The organism is Oceaniglobus trochenteri, assembly GCF_020529025.1.
Taxonomy (GTDB): Bacteria; Pseudomonadota; Alphaproteobacteria; order Rhodobacterales; family Rhodobacteraceae; genus Oceaniglobus; species Oceaniglobus trochenteri.
On sequence record NZ_JACNMM010000004.1, the window covers coordinates 304,771 to 322,795 of the forward strand.

Below are 18,025 nucleotides of genomic sequence, written 5' to 3' on the forward strand. Positions count from 1 at the left end.
GTGAGTATTTTTAGCAAGAAAGAGCAGGGGGTTGGGCCATGAAGGCACGGGTTCATGTGATGTTGAAGGACGGTGTCCTGGACCCCCAGGGCGAGGCGGTGCGCCATGCGCTTGGCGCGCTGGGGTTTGACGGGGTGAACGGCGTGCGCCAGGGCAAGGTGATCGAACTGGACCTGGCAGAGGGCACCGACGAGGCGCGGATCGGCGAGATGTGCGAAAAGCTCCTGGCCAATACCGTGATCGAAAGTTACCGCGTCGAGATCGTCTGATGCGGGCCGCGGTTCTGCGCGAATACAACGCCCCCCTGTCGATCGAGGAGGTGCCCGATCCGCACTGCCCCGAGGACGGCGTGGTGCTGAAGGTGCTGGCCTGCGGTGTCTGCCGGTCTGACTGGCACGGCTGGTGCGGCGAACATCCACGGGTCAAGCCCGGGCAGATCGGCGGCCATGAATACTGCGGCGAGGTTGTCGAGGTCGGAGCGCGGGCCACGCACCGGGTAGGCGACCGGCTGGTCGCGCCCTTCATCCTGGCCTGCGGGCGCTGCCCGGCCTGCCAGAGCGGCGCGCAGAACACCTGCCCCAACCAGCGGCTGCCGGGCTTCGTGGAGCCCGGCGCCTTCGCCGAATATGTTGCCGTGCCCTTTGACCACAACCTGTCGCCACTGGGCGATCTTTCGCCGGTCGTGGCGGCGGGGCTGGGGTGCCGTGTGACCACGGCCTGGCATGCGCTGACCGGTCGTGCGGCGGTGCAGGCGGGCGAATGGCTGGCCGTGCATGGCACCGGCGGCATCGGGTTGGCCACCCTGATCCTGGGGCGGGCGCTGGGGGCGCGTGTCGTGGTGGTTGACGTTGTGGAAGAAAAGCTGACCCATGCCCTGGGGCTGGGTGCCGAGGCGGCGGTGGATGCGCGCGAGGGCGACGTGGCCGCGAAGATCCGCGAGATCACCGGCGGCGGTGCCCATGTCAGTGTCGAGGCCCTGGGCATCGAGGTGACCACCAATGCCAGCATCGAATGCCTGCGTCCCCTGGGCCGGCACGTGCAGGTGGGCATGCCCGTGGGCCATTCGGCGCGGATGCAGATCAACATGAACGCCGTCTACATGGGCAACCTGGCGCTTTACGGCACCCGGGGCATGCCTTCGTGGCGCTATCCCAGCCTGCTGAGCCTGATCGAGGCGGGGCGGGTCGATGTTTCGCCGATGATCGCGCGCGAAATCGCGCTGAGCGGTGTGAGCGGCGAACTGGCCGCCTTCAACGGGCCGACCGCGCCGGGCGTGGCGGTTGTCAACGATTTCCTGAACTGAGAGACGTACCATGAAAGCTGCCGTCATCGTCTTTCCCGGATCTAATTGCGACCGGGATCTTGCCGTGGCCTTCCGCGAGGCGGGCATGGAGGTTTCCATGGTCTGGCACAAGGAAACCGGCCTGCCCGCGGGCACCGACATCGTCGGCATTCCGGGCGGATTTTCCTTTGGCGACTACCTGCGTTGCGGTGCCATCGCCGCCCGTTCGCCCATCTGCCGGGCGGTCGTGGCCCATACCGAGCGTGGCGGCTATGCCCTGGGCATCTGCAACGGCTTCCAGGTGCTGAGCGAGACCGGCGTGCTGCCCGGTGCGCTGATGCGCAATGCCGGGATCCGGTTCATCTGCCGGACCGAGGCGCTTCGGGTTGCCACCGCCGACAGCGATTTCACCGCTGGCTATGAGGCAGGGCAGGAGGTGCGCATTCCCATCGCCCACCACGACGGCAACTATACCGCCGATGCCGAAACGCTGGCCCGCCTGGCCGGAGAGGACAGGGTCGCGTTCCGCTATGCCGACAACCCCAATGGCTCGGCCGATGATATCGCCGGGGTGCTTTCGGCCAACCGCCGCGTGCTGGGCATGATGCCCCATCCCGAACGGGCCTGTGACGCCGCGCTTGGCAACACCGACGGGGCGGCGATGTTCCGCGCATTGGCGGGGGTCATGGCCCCTGCCTGACGCTTGAGCCGGGGGGCGGGGCGGCGTATCCTGCGCGGATGAATGCAGTGAAAGACGATACGGGCGCACGCCCCGCCCGCCGCTGGCCTGTCCGGCTGGTCTTTGCCGCGCTGGTGGCCGGTGCGCTTGGTATCGTCTGGTTCACCAACCAGTTCCTGACCGAACGTTTCACCGTCAGCACCCGCAACCGGGCCGAAGTGCGCATGGCGCTATACATCGGCAACCTGCGGTCGGAGCTGCAGCGGGCCAGCATCGTGCCGCTTCTGCTCAGCCGCGATCCGGCGCTGATCGGGGCGCTGAACTCGGCCGATTATTCGCAATCCACCCAGCGGCTGATTTCGTACCGTGACGAGATCGGGGCCGCCTCGCTCAAGCTGCTGGATCGCGACGGGCGCACCGTTGCCGCCACCGATCGGGCCGCCCTGGGCAGTCAGCACCGCAATTCGGCCTATTTTGTCGAGGCATTGCGCAGCAACGATACCGTCTTCACCACCGTGCGCACCGAGGCGGGGGGATACATCTTTTCCTATTCGCGCAAGATTTCCGTGGGTGGAGAGTTGCGGGGCGTCATCGTCGTGGGGGTGGATCTGGCCAAGTTCGAAAGCAGCTGGGCGGGCTTTTCCGACGCGGTTTTCGTCACCGACAGCGAGGGCACGATCATCCTGGCCACCGAAAGCCGCTGGCGTGGCCGCTCCGAGGCCGAGGCGCTGGCCGTGCGCTCGGCCCCCAACGCGATCGAGCGGGCCCTGCAGGCGACGGCCGACTGGGCCGCGCTGCCGGCGGATGCCTATCTTCTGGGCGAGGCGGTGATGCGGCAGGAGGCGCGGATTCCCTTCCAGGGCTGGCGCATGGCGTCCTTCACCACCTACAGTTCGGTGCGCGAAAGGGTGAACGGGGTTTTGGCGCTGGAAATCATGGCCTTCGCCCTGCTTCTGGCCGCCGCCTTCTACCTGGTCAGCCGCAAGGCGCTGAGCCGGGTGGTGCTGTTTCAGCGGGAATCGGCGGAATTGCGCCAGTTGAACCTGGCCCTTCAGCGCGAGATCGCCGAGCGCGAGAAGGCCGAGAAGAACCTCGAGGTGGCAGAGCAGACCGTGGCCCAGACCAGCAAGCTGGCGGTTCTGGGCGAAATGTCGGCCGCTGTCAGCCACGAATTGAACCAGCCCCTGGCGGCGATGAAGACCTATCTGGCGGGGGCGCGGCTGCTTCTGAAGCGCAAGCGCCCCGACGAGGCGCTGAGCAGTTTTGCCCGCATCGACGACCTGATCGACCGCATGGGCGCCATCACCCGGCAGCTGAAAAGCTATGCCAGGCGGGGCGGCGAAGCGTTCGAGCCGATGGACCTGCGCGCCTCGCTTTCCAGCGCGCTGGCCATGATGGAGCCGCAGTTGAAGCAGCGCGACATCGAGATCACGAAAAGCCTGCCGCGCGAACCGGTGATGATCCGGGCCGACCGCCTTCGCGTGGAACAGGTGATCGTCAACCTGATGCGCAACGCCCTGGATGCCACCAAGGATATCGAACGGCCGCATATCGAACTGCTGCTGGCGGCAGGCGATACCGCGACGCTGAGCGTGCGTGACAACGGCACCGGCATCGCCAATCTGGACGAACTGTTCGAGCCGTTCTACACCACCAAGGCTCCGGGCGACGGCGTCGGTCTGGGGCTGGCCATTTCATCGGGAATCGTGTCTGACCTCGGCGGACGCCTGACCGCGCGCAATGGTCGGGCAGGGGGGGCTGTATTTGAAATGCAGATACCCATCTTGGAACAACAGACCGTCAAGGCAGCAGAATAGGAACCATCATGGCCCAGGCAATGAAGATCGCGATTGTGGACGATGAAAAGGACATGCGTCAGTCGATCAGCCAGTGGTTGGCCCTGTCGGGCTTCGATACCGAAACCTTCGCAACCGCCGAGGATGCGCTGAAGGGCATCACCGCCGATTACCCGGGCGTAGTGGTCAGCGACGTGAAGATGCCGGGCATGGATGGCATGGCCTTCCTGAAACGCCTGATGACAGTGGATTCGTCGCTGCCGGTCATCATGATCACCGGTCATGGCGATGTGCCCATGGCGGTCGAGGCGATGCGCGTGGGGGCCTTCGATTTTCTCGAGAAACCCTTCAACCCCGACCGCATGACCGAACTGGCCAAGAAGGCCACGAACAAGCGGCGCATGACGCTGGACAGCCGCGCCCTGCGGCGCGAGCTTTCGGACGGCACCGGCATCATGCGCAAGGTGATCGGCAGCTCTCAGGTGATGGAGCGGCTGCGCGAGGATATCCTCGACCTTGGGCAGGCCGATGGCCATGTCCTGATCGACGGGGAAACCGGCACCGGCAAGACGCTGGTGGCCCATGCCCTGCACGCGGTCGGGGCCAAGGCGGGGCGCAAGTTCGTGCTGGCCTCCTGTTCCGGGATGGAGCCCGACGCCATGGGCGAACGCCTGTTCGGCCAGCCCGGCAGCGACCAGATGCCCCTGCTGGAGGAAGCGCGCGGCGGCACCCTGGTGCTTGAGGATATCGATGCGCTGCCCACCGCCCTGCAGGCGCGGCTGCTGACCTGGATCAACGACCAGGGCACGCCGGCCGAAACGCGGCTTGTCGCCATCTCGAACCTTCAGGAGCAGGGCAAGACCTGCGAGGACGTGCTGCGCCCCGATCTCTATTACCGGCTGGCCGCGATGAAGATCACCCTGCCGCCTCTGCGCGCCCGGGGCGAGGATATCCTGACGCTTTTCGCCCGCTTTTCCGAACAGTTCGCCGAGGAATACGGCTGTGACGCACCCGAGGTTTCGGCCCAGGAGGCGGCACAGCTTTTGCAGGCGCCCTGGCCCGGCAACATCCGCCAGCTGGTGAATGTGGCCGAACGCGCCGTGCTGCAGAACCGGCGCGGCAGCGGTACCATCTCGTCGCTGCTCATGGCCGATTCCGAAGAAACCGAACCGGGCATGACCACCGAGGGCAAGCCGCTGAAGGAATATGTCGAGGCGTTCGAGCGGATGCTGATCGACAACACCATGCGCCGCCACAAGGGCAGCATCGTCAACGTCATGGACGAATTGTGTCTGCCGCGCCGGACGCTGAACGAGAAGATGGCAAAGTACAACCTGACCCGCTCGGATTACCTGTAAGCGATGGCAGCGGGGCAGATTCACAACGGCCCGTCAAATTGGGCATTGTGTTTGTTGTCCCGCGCCCCTTACTATGAAAGCTGGACGTGTGTTCGCCTTCGATGAACGCCGCCGCCAAGAGATTCACTGCGCCGAAAGTGTGGCCACCAACGTGGCTGAAGATCCTTTCGGGGCAAGATGATCGGCCTTCGGGCCAACCGATTGCCCGCGTGCCTGAAAAGGCCGGGTGTAAAATGGGCGCCCCACGGGGTGTCGGAGCAAGAAACGCGATGACGCGCGACGCACAACGAGGACGAGGGGCAGAGGGTTCAAGACCCGGCTTTTCCACGTCCGCATGCCCGCCGATCGCCATCAACAGACAACATCCGCTGATGCCGCCTCCTTCACGGAGGGGCCCTGGCGCGGTGCGAGAACCAGTAACATGCCAAAGAAGATGCTTATCGATGCCACCCACACCGAGGAAACCCGGGTCGTGGTGGTTGATGGAAACAAGGTCGAGGAATTCGATTTCGAATCGGAAAGCCGGCGCCAGCTTGCCGGCAACATCTACCTCGCCAAGGTAACACGGGTCGAACCGTCGCTTCAGGCGGCCTTTATCGACTATGGCGGAAACCGTCACGGTTTCCTGGCCTTTTCGGAAATCCACCCCGATTACTACCAGATTCCGGTCGCCGACCGTCAGGCCCTTCTCGAGGAGGAGGCCGCCTATGCCAAATCCCTGGAAGAGGAAGAGGAAAAGCCCAAGCGCCGTAGCCGCACGCGCAGCCGGACCAAGACCAAGGCCGCCGATGCCGCCAGCGATGACGCTGTCGTGACCCAGGAAACCGACGAATCCCGCCCCATCAAGGGCATGGATGTCGTCGACCTGGACGCGGGCGACGATGACGAGGGCAGCTCGCCCATGGAACGGGTGGCCGAAACGCCGGTCGAAACCCCCGACATCGACGATAGCGACGATGACGATGGCGCCGAAACCAACGCCGACCGTGACGACGACATCGAATCGGTCGCCGATGAGGATGTTTCGGAAGAAATCAGCCGTCCGCGCAAGCCCCGGGCGCGCAAGTACAAGATCCAGGAAGTGATCAAGGTGCGCCAGATCCTTCTGGTGCAGGTGGTCAAGGAAGAACGCGGCAACAAGGGCGCGGCGCTGACCACCTATCTGTCGCTGGCCGGGCGCTATTGCGTACTGATGCCCAACACCGCCCGTGGCGGTGGCATCTCGCGCAAGATCACCAATGCCGCCGACCGCAAGAAGCTCAAGGAAATCGCCAACGGTATCGACGTGCCCCAGGGCGCAGGGCTGATCATCCGCACCGCCGGAAGCCAGCGCACCAAGACCGAGATCAAGCGCGACTATGAATACCTGCAACGGATGTGGGAACAGATCCGCGAACTGACGCTGAAATCCATCGCGCCGGCCAAGATCTATGAGGAAGGCGACCTGATCAAGCGGTCGATCCGCGATCTTTACAACCGCGACATCGACGAAGTCTGGGTCGAGGGTGTCGAGGGCTATCGCACGGCCAAGGACTTCATGAAGATGATCATGCCGTCCCACGCCAAGAACGTGAAACAGTACCAGGACCAGATGCCGCTTTTCGCCCGTCACCAGGTGGAAAGCTATCTTTCAGGCATGTTCAACCCGACGGTGCAGTTGAAATCAGGCGGTTACATCGTGATCGGCGTGACCGAGGCACTGGTGGCCATCGACGTGAACTCGGGGCGGGCCACCAAGGAAGGCAGCATCGAACAGACGGCGCTGAACACCAACCTCGAGGCCGCCGAAGAGGTGGCGCGCCAGCTGCGTCTGCGCGACCTTGCGGGCCTGATCGTGATCGATTTCATCGACATGGAAGAGCGCAAGAACAACACCGCCGTGGAAAAACGCTTCAAGGACAAGTTGAAGACCGACCGCGCGCGCATCCAGGTGGGCCGCATTTCCGGCTTCGGCCTGATGGAAATGTCGCGCCAGCGTCTGCGCCCCGGCATGATCGAGGCGACGACCCAGCCCTGCCACGCCTGCCACGGCACCGGGTTGATCCGCAGCGACGACAACCTGGCGCTGAACATCCTGCGCCAGCTTGAGGAAGAAGGCGTGCGCAAGCGCAGCAAGGAAGTGCTGGTGAAGGTGCCGGTGGGCATCTGCAACTTCCTGATGAACCAGAAGCGCGAACACATCGCCAATATCGAGGCGCGCTATGGCATGTCGGTCCGGATCGAGGCCGACCCGACCCTCGTGTCGCCCGATTTCACCGTCGAGAAGTTCAAGACCGCCACGCGCGTCGTCGAACAGGTGATGCCGGTGGTGTCGGTCGATGCCTCGCACATGTCCGATGCCGTCGAAGAGGATGAACCGGGAGAGGCCGTCGTGCCCGAGGAGGCGCCCGCCGCCGCCGAGGCTGCGCCCGAACAGCAGGTGTCGGACGATGACGGGCAGCCCAAGAAGCGCCGCCGTCGGCGTCGCCGCCGCAAGTCGAACGGTGGCCAGAACGGCGACAACGGCAACGGCAACGGCGACAACGGTCATGCCAACGACGACAACCAGGGCAAGGCCGCAGCCAGCGAAGCCGAGGCGCAGACCGCGCCCGAGCCTCAGCCTCAGCCTGAACCGGCCGAGGCGGAAGTGAGCGAACCCGCCGCTGCCGAAGAGGCCCAGCCCGAGGCCGAGGAGAAGCCCAAGAAGCGCCGCGCACCGCGCAAGCGCAAGACGGCTGCCGAAAAGGCCGCCGAGGCGGAAGCTGCCGCGGCGGGCGAGGATGCCCCCGTCGAAGCGGTGGTGCAGGAGGTGGCCGAGGAAAAGCCTGCCCCCAAGAAGCGCACCCGCAGCCGGGCCAAGCCCAAGCCGGTCGAGGAAACGGCACCCGAGGCCCCGGCATCCGCCGCGGAAACCCCGGCACAGGTGCCCGAACCGGTGGCCGAAACGCCAACCCCCGAGGCCGAGGCGCCCGTGGCCGTTGACAGCATGGCCGATGCCCCCGCTGCGGCGCCCGAACCGTCGCCCCAGCCCAAGGACGAACGTGAACCGGCCCTGGCCGAGGAAAGCACCGAGGAAGAGTCCAAGCCGAAGCGGCGCGGCTGGTGGTCGCTGGGCCGCTAGGCCGGATCACGACAGCGAACGAAACTGGAAACCGCGCCGCACTCCGGCGCGGTTTTCGATTCGGCCCTTCCCGGCCCGCAACCGCGCTCAGTGGCGGCGGATCAGGAACTCCAGCACCGCGCCTTCGGTGCGCATCTCAAGCAGGGCATGGCCGGATTCGGCGCAGAAATGCGGCACATCCACCACCGCCGCCGGGTCATCGGCCTGCATGCGCAGAACCTGGCCCGGGCGCAGGGCCAGAAGCCGCTTGCGCGCCTTGAGAACGGGCAGGGGGCAGAGCAGCCCGAGGGTGTCGAGAATGTCGTCGGCTTCATCCATGGTTCAAGGCTACTCCATTGTTTCATATTGTCCACGGGGATGTGACATCATCGCAGGTGACGCCGCCCGCGCCATGGCCTAAGCCGGTGCCATGTTCGGAATCGAAATCATCGACGCGGGCCTGATCCCCGCCATGGCCGTCGCCCTGCTTGCCGGGCTGCTGTCCTTCCTCAGCCCCTGCGTGCTGCCCATCGTGCCACCCTATCTGGCCTATATGGGTGGCATAACCATGAACGAGATGAAGGAACAGACCGGCGCCCACAGGCGTGCCATCGTTTCGGCGCTGTTCTTCGTTCTGGGGCTGTCGACGGTGTTCCTGATCCTGGGTTTCACCGCCTCGGCCTTCGGCGCCTTCTTCCTTCAGAACCAAGAGATGTTCGCCAAGGTCTCGGGCGTCGTCGTCATCGTTTTCGGGCTGCATTTCCTGGGCATCTTCCGCATTCCGCTGCTCAACCGCGAGGCGCGGATGGATGCGGGCGACCGGGGCGGATCGGCCTTCGGGGCCTATGTGCTGGGCCTGGCCTTCGCCTTTGGCTGGACACCCTGCATCGGCCCGCAACTGGGCGCGATCTTGTCTCTCGCCGCCAGCGAGGCCAGTGTCGCGCGGGGCACCACGCTTCTGGGCATCTATGCCGCCGGGCTGGGCATCCCGTTCCTGCTGGCGGCGGTGTTCATCCAGCGTTCCATCGGCCTGATGAACCGGATCAAACCCTGGATGGGCGTGATCGAAAAGGGCATGGGCGTTCTGCTGATCCTTGTCGGGCTCGCGCTTCTGACCGGTGCCTTCAGCGCCTTCTCGTGGTGGTTGCTTGAAACCTTCCCGGCGCTGGCCACCCTGGGCTAGGCAGGCTTATTTTCGCCCCACTGTCCTGCTAACCTGCGCCGTGACGCAACAGGACGGCAGCCATGGCCCAAGATCAAACGCCCGTCACCCGGCGGCGGGTGTTCTACATCCCCGGATACGACCCGATCCACCCCCGCCGCTACCGCGAACTCTATCGCAAGGAAGGCGCGGCGCAGGCGGCAATCTCGGGCTATGAGATCGGGCTGAAGCCGCGCAAGGGCGCGCATTACGGCTGGGACGTGACCGCCCGCATCGACGGTGCCAAGGTGCATTCCGTGGTCGAGGTTCTGGTCTGGTCCGATATCGTACGCCGGTCGATGAAGACGGGCATCCTTGCCACCTATGGCCAGTTGCTGCGCACCGCCCATATCTACATCGCCTCGGGTGCGCTGCGCCGCCTGATGTGGCTGCGCAAGGGGCCGGTGATCGCCGCGCTCTACCCGGTGGGGATGCTGCTGCTGCAATTGGCACTGGCGCTGGCGCTGATGGCGGGCCTGGCCACGATCATCGGTGCGCTCTTTTCGGCCCTTGGCAGCGTCGCCTGGCCAGCCGCACCGATGTTTGCGACGCAAGCCGCGGCCTGGGCGGGCGGGGGTGCGGCCGCCATTGCCCTGCTGCGCTGGTTTCGCGCGAAAGACGGCAAGTTCTTCGCCTATTACCTGATGCACGACTATGCCTTCTCGGCCGCCACAAGGGGCGCCAACCCGCCCGAACTGGAACAGAGGATGGGCGAATTCACCACCACCCTGGCCCGTGCCATGGCCGATGACGTTGACGAGGTTCTGGTGGTCGGCCACTCCTCGGGGGCACATCTGACCGTCTCCATCCTCGCCGACCTGATCCGCCAGGGAAAGGTGCCCGCCAACGGCCCGGCCCTGTCGTTCCTGTCGCTGGGCCAGGTCATCCCCATGGTCAGCTTCCTGCCCGAGGCGCGGCGCCTGCGGGCCGATCTGCATTTCCTCTCGGCCCGGGATGACATCACCTGGGTCGATGTGACGGCCCCCGGCGATGGCTGTGCCTTCGCGCTCTGCGATCCGGTGGCGGTTTCGGGCGTGGCCCCCAAGGCGCAGAAATGGCCGCTGGTCTTTTCCGCCGCCTTCACCCAAAGCCTGAAACCCGAAACCTGGAAGGCCCTGCGCTGGCGGTTCTTTCGCCTGCATTTCCAATATCTCTGCGCCTTCGACGCCCCGCGCGACTATGACTATTTCCAGATCACCGCCGGGCCACTGACCCTGGGCGCCCGCTATGCCGGGCGCAAGCCCAGCAAGTCGCGCATCGACATCGCCGCCTCCTGCCACACCACGATGGCCGCATGAGCGCAGCGAAACAGCCGAACCCGCCCAAACCCGCCGCGCGGCCCGAAAAGGTCTCGCTCTGGCGTTACCTCTGGCTGTTCCGCCAGGACATCCTCTCGGCGCAACCGGCCAAGCTCTACCGCGCCTGGATGGCCGAATTCCGCACGCCCTTCTTCCGCAGCTTCCTGGTGAACGACCCGGCCCTCGTGCGGCGGGTGCTGAACGAAAGGCCGATGGATTTCCCCAAGTCCGACCGCATCGGCGAGGGTCTGCGCCCGCTCCTGGGCAACTCGGTCTTCCTGACCAACGGTGCGGCCTGGCAGAAGCAGCGCCGCATCATCGACCCCGCCTTCGAGGGCGGGCGCCTGCGCGATGCCTTTCCGGCAATGCTGGCCGCGGGGCAGGCGGCCAGTGCGCGCCTCACCGAAGGCGCCCGCGATATCGAACCCGAAACCAGCCACGCCGCGGCCGACGTGATCTTCCGCACGCTGTTCTCGATCCCGATCGACCACGAAATCGCGGCCGAGGTCTTCGACAAGTTCCGCCAGTACCAGCGCAGCCAGCCGATCCTGAACCTTGCCGCCTTCCTGCCGGTCCCGCGCTGGTTTCCGCGCTTTCACCGGCGCGGCACGAAACGGACCGCCCGCGCGATCCGCCGCCTGATCACCGACCTGACCAACCGCCGCATGGACGAAATCGCGGCAGGCACGGCCCCCGATGACCTGGCCACCAAGATCATGACGACCCGCGATCCCGAAACCGGCGATACCTTCAGCGCCGCGGAAATGGTCGACCAGGTGGCGATCTTCTTTCTGGCGGGCCATGAAACCAGCGCCTCGGCCCTCGCCTGGGCGCTCTACCTGCTGGCCACCCACCCCGAGGCACAGGAGAAGGTTGCGCAAGAGTCGCAAAGCTTCCTTGCCGATCCACAGTTCGCCCGCCTCTCGACCCTCAAGTTCACCCGCAATGTCTTCCGCGAGGCGCTGCGCCTCTATCCGCCGGTGCCGATGATGGTGCGCGAAACGGCCCAGCCCGAAGACCTGCGGGGCCGATCGGCCGAAAGGGGCGCGCAAATCGTGCTCAGCCCCTGGCACCTGCACCGCCATACGCGGCTCTGGGACAATCCCGATGGCTTCGATCCCGACCGTTTCGCCACCGAAAACGGCCGCAACTGCCTGCGCAATGCCTTCATCCCCTTCTCCAGCGGTCCGCGCGTCTGCACCGGCGCGGGCTTTGCCATGGTCGAAGGGCCGCTGCTTCTGGCGACACTGCTGGCCGACTGGAAGATCACACCGGAAGAGGGCCACAGCCCGGTGCCCGTGGCCCACCTCACCGTGCGCAGCCGCGACGGGATCCGTCTGGTCCTCGAACGCCGCCGCTGACTCTTTCTTGCTTCAAATACTCATCGACAGCGCAGCAGGGCGCCTTGGCCGGGAAACGGCACGCCAACCGCGCCAGGGGCGCTGCCAAAAACATGGAATGTGCCGCAGGCACACCTTCAGGTCAGATACCGCGTCGGGGCGGCCCGTCAATTGACGTAGGGCACCGGATCGACGCTGTCGAAGCCTTCCCGCACCTCGAAATGCAGCCCCGGCGCCGCGCCGCCGCGCACCTTGGCAATCTCCTGGCCGCGCTTGACGGTCTGGCCCTTCTGTACCGAAATCGATTCCACCCCGGCATAGACGGTCAGGATGTTGTCGGCATGACGCAGCACCAGGATCGGGATCTGGTCGGTGTCGCGGGTGATGGCCGCCACGGTGCCCGCGTCGGCGGCGCGCACCGGTGATCCGGCACTGGCGGAAATGTCGATCCCGTCGTTCTTGCCCTTCTTGAAGGTGCGGATGATCGGCCCGTTCACCGGTAGAACGAAGCGCGCGGTGTCGCTGGCCTTGGTCTTTTCGGCGGCCAGCGCGGGCGAGGGCGGGGTTTCCTTCGGCTTCTCGGCGGTTGCCTTCTCGTCGGGCAGGGGCTGGGCCGCGCTTGGTGGCACGGGGGCCAGGCTGCCGCTGCCCGGCGGGCTTTGGGGGGGCGGTGCGGGCATGGACAGCGCCACGGGGATCAGCAGGAACTGCCCCTCGCGGATCGCCAGATCGCCGCTCAGCCCGTTCCATTCGGCTAGCGCCTTGACCGGAATGCCGTATTGGCGGGCCACGGAATAGGCGGTCTCGCCGCGCTTGACCTTGTGACGGATCGGCTCCTGCCCTTCGGGGCCGGTGGTGGGGCGCGGCGCGGCGGGCTGGATCACCGAGCTGTCCAGCGGCGCGCTTGAAATCGTGTCATTGGCGATCGGCGTGCCGACGACAGGGGCCGGGGCGGGCAGGATCGGTCCACTGGTGCGCGCGCCCGTGGCGGGCGAAGGTTCGGCCACACGGCGCGGCAGGGCGACGATCTCACCCCGGCGCAGCGGAAGATCCTGCGGCATTCCGTTGTATCGCGCCAGTTCGTCGGCCGAAAGGCCGACCCTTGCGGCGATGGTGTTCACGGTATCGCCGCGCCGGGCCACCACCACCTGGTAGTTGGGGTAGGAAATCACGCCGCGGCTGTCGGGGCGGGGGCGAGCTTCGGTGCGCACGGCCAGCGCGGCATCCGAGGTGTCGAAGGCATTGCCCAGGTTGTCGCGCAGATCGAAGTCGAAGCCCGAATTGGCACAGGCCCCCAGCGTCATCAGCGCCGCGCCGCACAAAAGGGCACCAGGCCCGCGAAAGGTGGGAAATACTGCCATCTGTCGTCCTCAACTCAATGGCGGCGCCTTCTGTGGGCGCGCGCCTTACCGCCAAAATCTCCGGGGTCGTTGCCCCGGCCAGTGCCATCCGTCTCGTTTCGTGCGCGCGGAGTCAACCGTCCTGTCCCAGGCCTTCCAGCAGGGGGACGAAGCGCACCGGGCGCAGTTCCTGGTAATCGAAGCCCGTTTCGTGCCGTGTGACCTTGATCAGGCTTTGCACCGTGTCGGACTGTCCGACCGGCAGCACCATGATACCCCCAACGCGCAATTCCGCCAAGAGGGGGCCGGGCGGGTCTTCGGCGGCGGCGGTCACGAGGATGCGGTCGAAGGGCGCCTGTTCGGGCAATCCGTGGCTGCCGTCGGCGGCGAAGGCCGTGACATTGTTCAGCCCCAGCGATTCAAAGACCAGCCGCGCCTCGCGCACCAGGCGCTTGTGCCGGTCGACGGTGTAGACCCGGCGCGCCAGGTGGCTGAGGATCGCCGCCTGATAGCCCGAACCGGTTCCGATCTCGAGCACCTTGTCGCGTGGGCGGACATCCAGCGCCTGGGTCATCAGTCCGACGACCGAGGGCTGGCTGATGGTCTGGCCGCAGGCGATGGGCAGGGGCATGTCGTCATAGGCGCGTTCGGCGAAAATGCCGCGCACGAAGGCGCCGCGGTCCACCTTCTCCATGGCGTTCAGGACGCGGCTGTCGGTCAGCCCGCGCGACCGCAGGGCAAAAAGGAACTGCATCTTGCGTTCCGCGTCATATGTCATTCGATCGCGGCTTTCAGATCGGCGATGCGATCATGGGCCGTCAGATCCGCGCGCATGGGCGTGATCGAGGTATAGCCTTCCAGGTTGTCATGGGAATCCGACCCCGGCGCGCTGGCTGTCTGTGCGCCGCCCTTGATCCAGAGGAACTTGCGCCCCGAGGGGGAATGGTGCGGCTGGGTCGAGAAATAGCTGTCGCGCCGGAAGCCCTGGGTCGAAACCCGCAGCCCCTTGACGGCGCTGCCCGGGACGGGCGGGAAATTGACGTTGTAAAACAGCCGGTAATCGGCATCGTCCCAGACGCCCTTGTCCAGCAGGGTGCGCAGGGTGGCGGCCCCGGTGCGCGCGGCGGCATCGAAGGGATCTTCCAGATCACGATTGCCCTCGCCGAAATACTGCGACAGCGCAATGGCCGGCAGACCCTGAAGCGCGGCTTCCATCGCGCCGCCGATGGTGCCGGAATAAAGCGTGTTCTCGGCGGCGTTGTTGCCACGGTTCACCCCCGAAAGAACAAGGTCGGGGCGTTGCGGCATCACGTCGTAGAGCGCCGCCAGCACGCAATCGGCGGGCGAGCCTTCGGCGGCCACCCGGCGCGGGCCCAGTTCGGCGATCATCATCGGGTGGGTGTAGCTGATGCAATGGCCGACGCCCGACTGTTCGAAGGCGGGGGCGACGGTCCAGACCTCGCCCGTTGGCCCGGCCAGTTCATGGGCGATCTTTTCGAGTACCTTCAACCCCGGTGCATTGATGCCGTCGTCGTTGGTGATCAGAATTCGCATGCCTTGCCCCTTGTCCGTTGTGACTTCATTAGGGGACGGGGGCCTTTGCGGCAAGCGGGGGAGCGCCCCTTTCGGGCACCGGGGTGCCCTCAAGGTGCGCTGTTGCCACGGTTGCGCGGATCAGGGCGCGAACTGCGTCAGGAGGCGGGCAGCTTCGTCACCGGGCGCGGCAAGCGCGGTGCGGTCTTCGCCCGGAAAGAAGCGGGCGCGCAGGGCGGTGGGCATCGGCTGTGGCGCAAGGATATGGACCCGGGGGCCGATGGTTTCGGTTTCGCGCTGCCAGCTTTGCGCAAGGGCGATCTGGGCCGCCTTGCTGGCGCCGTAGCTGGCGAAGAATTTCTGACCCATGCGCGGATCGTCGAAGAACAGCGCCTGCCCGGCAGGGGCGGCCAGCAGCAGCGGCGCCACCATGGGGATCAGCGTTGCCGTCGCCGTGGCATTGGTGGCCAGGGATTTTGCCCAGTCCTTGGCGTCGAGGTGGCTGGACGGGGTCAGGGGGGCGGCATGGATCGCCGTATGCGCCCAGAGATCGACGTGCCCCCAGCGGTCATGCACCGAGCGGCAGAGATGCGCCATGGCCCCGGCATCGTTGATGTCGAGGGGGGCGAGGGTGGCAGTGCCGCCCGCGGCCTGGATTTCGTCGTCCAGTTCCTCAAGCGCGCCGGTGGTGCGCGCCACGGCGATGATGTGGTGCGTTTCGGCCAGCGCCTTGGCCAGCGCGGCACCCAGGCCGCGCGAGGCGCCGGTGATGAGGGCAATTTTGGTCATGGATGTCACTTCAGGCGGTTGCGCGGGAGGCGGGTGAGGGCGCCCCGGTCGAAAATCGGGATTTTCGCCCGGGGCGTGAGTATTTTCGGCAAGAAAGAGGGGCGGGCGTCATTCGGCCGCGAGGGTGAAGCCCTTGTCGATCATGTCGGAGGGGGCGACCGGGTATTGCCCCGAGAAACAGGCATCGCAATATTGCGGTGACTTCGGGTTGCGGCCCTTTTTTTCGCCCACGGCACGGTAGAGCCCGTCAAGCGAGATGAACCGGAGGCTGTCGACCTTGAGGTGATCGCGCATCTGCTCGGCGCTCATGTGTGAGGCGAGGAGCTTTTCGCGCTCGGGGGTGTCGACGCCGTAAAAGCAGGGCCAGGCGGTGGGCGGAGAGGCGATGCGGAAATGCACCTCGGCCGCGCCGGCATCGAGGATCATCTCGCGGATCTTGATGGAGGTGGTGCCGCGCACGACGGAATCGTCCACCAGGATCACCCGCTTGCCCTTGATCAGCGCGCGGTTGACGTTGAGCTTCAGGCGCACACCCATGTTGCGGATCTGTTCGGTGGGTTCGATGAAGGTGCGGCCCATGTACTGGTTGCGGATGATCCCCATGGCGTAGGGAATGCCGCTTTCCTGGCTGTATCCGATGGCGGCGGGGGTGCCGGAATCGGGCACGGGGCAGACGAGATCGGCCTCGACCGGGGCTTCGCGCGCCAGTTCCACGCCGATGGCGCGGCGGGTTTCATAGACGCTGCGTCCGCCCAGAATGCTGTCGGGGCGCGAGAAATAGACATGTTCGAAGATGCAGAACCGGGGTTTCTGGGGCGCGAAGGGGCGGTGGCTTTGCACCTTGCCGTCCTCGATCACCACCATCTCGCCGGGTTCGACTTCGCGTTCGAAGCGGGCGCCGATGATGTCGAGCGCGCAGGTCTCGCTGGACAGCACCCAGCCGTCGCCAAGACTGCCCAGCACCAGCGGGCGCACGCCCAGCGGATCGCGCACGCCGATCAGCTTGGTCCGGGTCATGGCGACGATCGAGAAGGCGCCTTCGACCCGGCGCAGGGCGTCCTGCATCCGTTCGGGCACCTTGCGCTGAAGCGAGCGGGCCATCAGGTGGATGATGCATTCGCTGTCGCTGGCCGACTGGAAGATCGAGCCGGCGCCGATCAGCTCGCGTCGCAGGGCGACGGCATTGGTGATATTGCCGTTATGGGCGATGGCGGCACCACCCATGGAGAATTCGCCGAAGAAGGGCTGCACGTCGCGAATCTGGGTGTTGCCCTTCGATCCGGCGGTGGAATAGCGCACATGCCCGATGGCCAGGGGGCCGGGCAGGGTGTCCATCAGCGACTGCTTGGTGAAGTTGTCGCGCACGTATCCGAAACGGCGGGCGCTGTTGAAGCCCTGTTCGGCGTCGTGGCTGACGATGCCGCCGGCCTCCTGGCCGCGGTGCTGCAGGGCATGCAGGCCAAGCGCGACGAAATTGGCCGCGTCGGCCACCCCCGTCACACCGAAGACGCCGCATTCCTCCTTCAGCTTGTCACTGTCGAAATCGAATGGGTGGGCAGGGGGCATGTCGGGCATGGGCGCGCGCTCCGAATCCTTTGGGCTGTTGGGCCATCACATAGTGGGTCTGGCGGGCGGTGTCACCCAAGGATCACGTTTCGCCGCGTTGCAGTGCCCGCTAGGGCCTCAGCACTGGCCAAAGCGAGGCCACCAGAAGCACCGCCATCGTCCAGTTGAAGGCGCGCAGGCGGGCCGGATTGGTGAGGATGCGCCGCATCTGCCGCCCCGTGACCGTCCAGAGCGAGATCGCCGGCAGGTTTATGCCGCCAAAGACCAGGGCGACCAGCGCAATGGCCGTCAGGGTTTGCGAGGGGGCATAGGCCGAGGTCGCGGTCAGCGCCATGGCCCAGGCCTTGGGGTTTACCCACTGGAAGGCGGCGGCCTGCCAGAAGGTGATCGGCTGCCCCTCGGCGCGGGTCGGATCGGGCGGGGCGGCATGTGCGATCTTCCAGGCCAGATACAGCAGGAAGACGACCGACAGCACCTTCAGCACCAGGTGCACCACGGGGAAGGCGCGAAACACCCCCTGCAACCCGACCCCGACCAGCAGGACCATGATGACGAATCCCAGTGCCACCCCCATCATGTGCGGCAGGGTGCGCCGCAGCCCGAAATTGGCCCCCGATGCCATGAGCATCAGGTTGTTGGGCCCCGGCGTGATGGACGAGACAAGGGCGAAGGCCGCAAGGGCGGGAAGAAGATCATTGGTCATCGCGCAATGATCTGCCAAAGCGGGCGCATTGAAATTGCGAAATTCCGCAATCTGGCCCATG

Annotated in this window: 16 protein-coding genes; 9 read left to right on the forward strand and 7 right to left on the reverse strand. The window is 65.9% G+C overall.

Features of this window, described 5'->3' with window-relative positions; all coding sequences use genetic code 11:
- Positions 1 to 38 precede the first annotated feature (38 nt).
- The 6 genes from purS (at position 39) to H7828_RS08925 (ending at position 8,215) form a co-directional block, all read left to right on the forward strand.
- On the forward strand, positions 39 to 269 hold the full coding sequence (gene purS / locus H7828_RS08900; RefSeq protein WP_226780665.1) for a phosphoribosylformylglycinamidine synthase subunit PurS: 231 nt from the start codon (positions 39 to 41) through the stop codon (positions 267 to 269).
- Positions 269 to 1,303 (forward strand): zinc-binding dehydrogenase, encoded by a 1,035-nt coding sequence (locus tag H7828_RS08905; RefSeq protein ID WP_226780666.1) that lies wholly within the window; start codon positions 269 to 271, stop codon positions 1,301 to 1,303. Before purS ends, H7828_RS08905 begins: the two co-directional genes overlap by 1 nt.
- 10 nt (positions 1,304 to 1,313) lie before the next feature.
- Entirely contained in the window at positions 1,314 to 1,982 is a 669-nt protein-coding gene (gene purQ, locus H7828_RS08910) for a phosphoribosylformylglycinamidine synthase subunit PurQ (RefSeq protein WP_226780667.1), read from the forward strand.
- 38 nt (positions 1,983 to 2,020) lie between these two features.
- Positions 2,021 to 3,778 (forward strand): sensor histidine kinase, encoded by a 1,758-nt coding sequence (locus H7828_RS08915; protein ID WP_425354942.1) that lies wholly within the window; start codon positions 2,021 to 2,023, stop codon positions 3,776 to 3,778.
- A gap of 8 nt (positions 3,779 to 3,786) precedes the next feature.
- Positions 3,787 to 5,115, forward strand: coding sequence for a sigma-54-dependent transcriptional regulator (locus tag H7828_RS08920; RefSeq protein ID WP_226780668.1), 1,329 nt, complete (start codon positions 3,787 to 3,789; stop codon positions 5,113 to 5,115).
- A gap of 421 nt (positions 5,116 to 5,536) precedes the next feature.
- Positions 5,537 to 8,215 carry an Rne/Rng family ribonuclease gene (locus tag H7828_RS08925; protein ID WP_226780669.1) on the forward strand — a complete coding sequence of 893 codons (2,679 nt, stop codon included), beginning with the start codon at positions 5,537 to 5,539 and terminating at the stop codon, positions 8,213 to 8,215.
- 87 nt (positions 8,216 to 8,302) lie between these two features.
- On the opposite strand, the gene H7828_RS08930 is transcribed toward H7828_RS08925, so the two are convergent.
- Positions 8,303 to 8,533 (reverse strand): sulfurtransferase TusA family protein, encoded by a 231-nt coding sequence (locus H7828_RS08930; protein ID WP_226780670.1) that lies wholly within the window; start codon positions 8,531 to 8,533, stop codon positions 8,303 to 8,305.
- A gap of 91 nt (positions 8,534 to 8,624) precedes the next feature.
- On the opposite strand from H7828_RS08930, the gene H7828_RS08935 reads away from it, so the two are divergent.
- The 3 genes from H7828_RS08935 to H7828_RS08945 all read left to right on the forward strand — a co-directional run bounded on the left by H7828_RS08935 (position 8,625) and on the right by H7828_RS08945 (position 12,054).
- The gene (locus tag H7828_RS08935) at positions 8,625 to 9,377 is read left to right on the forward strand and encodes a cytochrome c biogenesis CcdA family protein (protein ID WP_226780671.1); all 753 of its coding nucleotides are present in this window, start codon (positions 8,625 to 8,627) and stop codon (positions 9,375 to 9,377) included.
- A gap of 62 nt (positions 9,378 to 9,439) precedes the next feature.
- Positions 9,440 to 10,693, forward strand: coding sequence for a hypothetical protein (locus H7828_RS08940; protein ID WP_226780672.1), 1,254 nt, complete (start codon positions 9,440 to 9,442; stop codon positions 10,691 to 10,693).
- The gene (locus H7828_RS08945; RefSeq protein WP_226780673.1) at positions 10,690 to 12,054 is read left to right on the forward strand and encodes a cytochrome P450; all 1,365 of its coding nucleotides are present in this window, start codon (positions 10,690 to 10,692) and stop codon (positions 12,052 to 12,054) included. The genes H7828_RS08940 and H7828_RS08945 overlap by 4 nt, the downstream gene beginning before the upstream one ends.
- Positions 12,055 to 12,200: 146 nt before the next feature.
- Here the strand turns inward: H7828_RS08945 and H7828_RS08950 are convergent, their stop codons facing one another.
- From H7828_RS08950 to H7828_RS08975, 6 genes are all read right to left on the reverse strand, one after another.
- Positions 12,201 to 13,394 carry a LysM peptidoglycan-binding domain-containing protein gene (locus tag H7828_RS08950; RefSeq protein ID WP_226780674.1) on the reverse strand — a complete coding sequence of 398 codons (1,194 nt, stop codon included), beginning with the start codon at positions 13,392 to 13,394 and terminating at the stop codon, positions 12,201 to 12,203.
- Positions 13,395 to 13,506: 112 nt separating this feature from the next.
- Positions 13,507 to 14,151, reverse strand: coding sequence for a protein-L-isoaspartate(D-aspartate) O-methyltransferase (locus tag H7828_RS08955; protein ID WP_226780675.1), 645 nt, complete (start codon positions 14,149 to 14,151; stop codon positions 13,507 to 13,509).
- Complete coding sequence (gene surE, locus H7828_RS08960) at positions 14,148 to 14,927, reverse strand: 5'/3'-nucleotidase SurE (protein ID WP_226780676.1); 780 nt, start codon at positions 14,925 to 14,927, stop codon at positions 14,148 to 14,150. The genes H7828_RS08955 and surE overlap by 4 nt, the downstream gene beginning before the upstream one ends.
- A gap of 120 nt (positions 14,928 to 15,047) precedes the next feature.
- Positions 15,048 to 15,695 (reverse strand): SDR family NAD(P)-dependent oxidoreductase, encoded by a 648-nt coding sequence (locus H7828_RS08965; protein ID WP_226780677.1) that lies wholly within the window; start codon positions 15,693 to 15,695, stop codon positions 15,048 to 15,050.
- Positions 15,696 to 15,803: 108 nt separating this feature from the next.
- Entirely contained in the window at positions 15,804 to 17,261 is a 1,458-nt protein-coding gene (gene purF / locus H7828_RS08970) for an amidophosphoribosyltransferase (protein WP_226780783.1), read from the reverse strand.
- A gap of 109 nt (positions 17,262 to 17,370) precedes the next feature.
- Complete coding sequence (locus H7828_RS08975) at positions 17,371 to 17,964, reverse strand: LysE family translocator (protein ID WP_226780678.1); 594 nt, start codon at positions 17,962 to 17,964, stop codon at positions 17,371 to 17,373.
- Between the last annotated feature and the right edge of the window lie 61 nt (positions 17,965 to 18,025).

What these genes read in the sequence shown, in the direction of transcription:
- purS (WP_226780665.1), top strand. Translation starts at nt 39, where the DNA reads ATGAAGGCACGGGTTCATGTGATGTTGAAGGACGGTGTCCTGGACCCC.
- H7828_RS08905 (WP_226780666.1), top strand. Translation starts at nt 269, where the DNA reads ATGCGGGCCGCGGTTCTGCGCGAATACAACGCCCCCCTGTCGATCGAG.
- purQ (WP_226780667.1), top strand. Translation starts at nt 1,314, where the DNA reads ATGAAAGCTGCCGTCATCGTCTTTCCCGGATCTAATTGCGACCGGGAT.
- H7828_RS08915 (WP_425354942.1), top strand. Translation starts at nt 2,021, where the DNA reads ATGAATGCAGTGAAAGACGATACGGGCGCACGCCCCGCCCGCCGCTGG.
- H7828_RS08920 (WP_226780668.1), top strand. Translation starts at nt 3,787, where the DNA reads ATGGCCCAGGCAATGAAGATCGCGATTGTGGACGATGAAAAGGACATG.
- H7828_RS08925 (WP_226780669.1), top strand. Translation starts at nt 5,537, where the DNA reads ATGCCAAAGAAGATGCTTATCGATGCCACCCACACCGAGGAAACCCGG.
- H7828_RS08930 (WP_226780670.1), bottom strand. Translation starts at nt 8,533, where the DNA reads ATGGATGAAGCCGACGACATTCTCGACACCCTCGGGCTGCTCTGCCCC.
- H7828_RS08935 (WP_226780671.1), top strand. Translation starts at nt 8,625, where the DNA reads ATGTTCGGAATCGAAATCATCGACGCGGGCCTGATCCCCGCCATGGCC.
- H7828_RS08940 (WP_226780672.1), top strand. Translation starts at nt 9,440, where the DNA reads ATGGCCCAAGATCAAACGCCCGTCACCCGGCGGCGGGTGTTCTACATC.
- H7828_RS08945 (WP_226780673.1), top strand. Translation starts at nt 10,690, where the DNA reads ATGAGCGCAGCGAAACAGCCGAACCCGCCCAAACCCGCCGCGCGGCCC.
- H7828_RS08950 (WP_226780674.1), bottom strand. Translation starts at nt 13,394, where the DNA reads ATGGCAGTATTTCCCACCTTTCGCGGGCCTGGTGCCCTTTTGTGCGGC.
- H7828_RS08955 (WP_226780675.1), bottom strand. Translation starts at nt 14,151, where the DNA reads ATGACATATGACGCGGAACGCAAGATGCAGTTCCTTTTTGCCCTGCGG.
- surE (WP_226780676.1), bottom strand. Translation starts at nt 14,927, where the DNA reads ATGCGAATTCTGATCACCAACGACGACGGCATCAATGCACCGGGGTTG.
- H7828_RS08965 (WP_226780677.1), bottom strand. Translation starts at nt 15,695, where the DNA reads ATGACCAAAATTGCCCTCATCACCGGCGCCTCGCGCGGCCTGGGTGCC.
- purF (WP_226780783.1), bottom strand. Translation starts at nt 17,261, where the DNA reads ATGCCCCCTGCCCACCCATTCGATTTCGACAGTGACAAGCTGAAGGAG.
- H7828_RS08975 (WP_226780678.1), bottom strand. Translation starts at nt 17,964, where the DNA reads ATGACCAATGATCTTCTTCCCGCCCTTGCGGCCTTCGCCCTTGTCTCG.